Consider the following 1882-nt stretch of genomic DNA (forward strand, 5'->3'; position numbering starts at 1 on the left):
GTTGTGCCATTGGAAGAATGAATAATTAAATAATCTCTGCGCTTAAACCAGCATCTAATAACATTGAGCAACGCGGTTTTAATTCTTTATACTCACCCGTTTTAACGGTGCATTTCCCTTTGTAATGCACAAGAATAGCACATTGTTCGGCTTGCTCCGCTGTATGCTCGCAGGCGTAAATAAGGGTTTCAATAACGTGATCAAAGGTGTTAACATCATCATTGAACAATACAATCTCATTTTGAGTTAGCACGGCTTCTTCAACTAATAATTCTTCTGATGTTTTTTCTTTTGTACTCATTTTTTTTTAGTATTCAGTCTGCAGTACCCAGTCTGCAGTAAATTAGAAAACACTTAATTTTTAACTAATTTAAAAATTTTAACGATACCCAATTGTTTCTTTCCAATTTTTCTTCAAATTTTAACAAATGTTTTTCACATTCTTTTTGAATCATTGGAATATCATCAGCATAAAATCCGCTTAAAAAAAGCATGCCGTTTTTATTTAAACATGACACATAGGTTGCCATATCTTGCATTAAAATATTGCGATTTATATTCGCGATTATTATGTCGTATTTATTTTTTAAAACTGACGCGTCCCCTTCAATTACTGTGATATTTTTACAATTGTTACGTTCTACATTTTCTAAGCTGTTTAGGTAACACCAATTATCATAATCGATGGCATCGAGTTTTTTAGCGCCTTTCATTTCCGCTAAAATTGCTAGAACGCCCGTACCACAACCCATATCTAAAACAGATTTTCCTTCAAAATCATTTTTTAAAATATGCTGAATCATCATGTGCGTAGTTTCATGATGTCCGGTTCCGAAACTCATTTTTGGTTCGATAATAATATCGTACTTCGTATCGAACTTTTCATGAAATGGTGCGCGTACGGCACAAATATCGTCAACCACTATGGGGTTAAAATTCTTTTCCCATTCTTCATTCCAGTTGGTTTGCTCAATATCTTCGAAGGTATAAGTGATTTCGAATTCGTCTGAACCTAGAATTTGAATATCTTCAAGAATCGCATCATGCCATTCTTCTTTTTGAATGTATGCTGTAACGCCATCTTCGGTTTCTACAAAGCTTTCAAAACCTGCATAACCTAATTCGGCTATTAGAATTTCGGTTCCTGGTTGGATGGGTTGCACTTTAAAGTAATAACCAATATAGATAATATAAGACATGGTTTTAAGTAACTATTTTGGCGGATAAGCCCGCGTTAGCGATTGAAATGAAAAGCCCGCAGCTATACCAATTTTTATTGGGATAGTGAGGACTTGTAATGTAAAGCGCGACCCCGATTTTGGATCGGGGTAACGCCCAAATTTTTATTATTTTCCTCTTTCAAGGAAATGACAAAAGCTTTTATTTATTAAAACGCATTAACAATGGCGAAAAAATCGTCTGCATTAAGTGCAGCGCCACCAATTAAACCACCATCTACATCTGGTTTTGAGAAAATCTCTTCGGCATTAGCAGGTTTTACGCTACCGCCATAAAGAATTGACACCTCGTCTGCGATATCGTTTCCGTACTTATCTGCTAACGTTTTTCTGATGAATGCGTGCATATCTTGTGCTTGCTCTGGACTTGCTGTTTCGCCAGTACCAATAGCCCAAACAGGCTCGTAAGCCAACACGATATTTTGGTATGCCGCAGCGCTTAAATGAAATAGCGCGTTTTTGATTTGGCCACCAACAACCGCCTCTTCTTTACCAGCTTTTCTGTCGGCTAATTCTTCACCAAAACAGAAAATAACACGCATACCTTTTGCAAGGGCTGCATCTACCTTTTTAGCTAACAATTCATCTGTTTCATTGAAATATTCGCGACGTTCGCTATGACCTAAAATTACTGTGTTAACGCC

General features: G+C 36.7%; 3 protein-coding genes. All 3 read right to left on the reverse strand.

All coding sequences use genetic code 11. From position 1 onward, the window contains the following. Window positions 1-25: 25 nt before the first annotated feature. Entirely contained in the window at window positions 26-301 is a 276-nt protein-coding gene (locus tag WBN21_RS04370; protein ID WP_424198070.1) for an ATP-dependent Clp protease adaptor ClpS, read from the reverse strand. A gap of 64 nt (window positions 302-365) precedes the next feature. Further along, entirely contained in the window at window positions 366-1199 is an 834-nt protein-coding gene (prmA, locus tag WBN21_RS04375) for a 50S ribosomal protein L11 methyltransferase (RefSeq protein WP_424198071.1), read from the reverse strand. 188 nt (window positions 1200-1387) lie between these two features. Further along, a partial coding sequence (gene tpiA / locus WBN21_RS04380) for a triose-phosphate isomerase (RefSeq protein ID WP_424198072.1) occupies window positions 1388-1882 on the reverse strand: 495 nt, incomplete at its 5' end.

Origin of the sequence: Algibacter sp., assembly GCF_049667265.1 — a bacterium.
Classification (GTDB): Bacteria; Bacteroidota; Bacteroidia; order Flavobacteriales; family Flavobacteriaceae; genus Algibacter_B.

Bases quoted from the DNA above. Each gene is read 5' to 3' on its own strand.
- WBN21_RS04370 (WP_424198070.1), bottom strand. From the start codon at position 301: ATGAGTACAAAAGAAAAAACATCAGAAGAATTATTAGTTGAAGAAGCC.
- prmA (WP_424198071.1), bottom strand. From the start codon at position 1,199: ATGTCTTATATTATCTATATTGGTTATTACTTTAAAGTGCAACCCATC.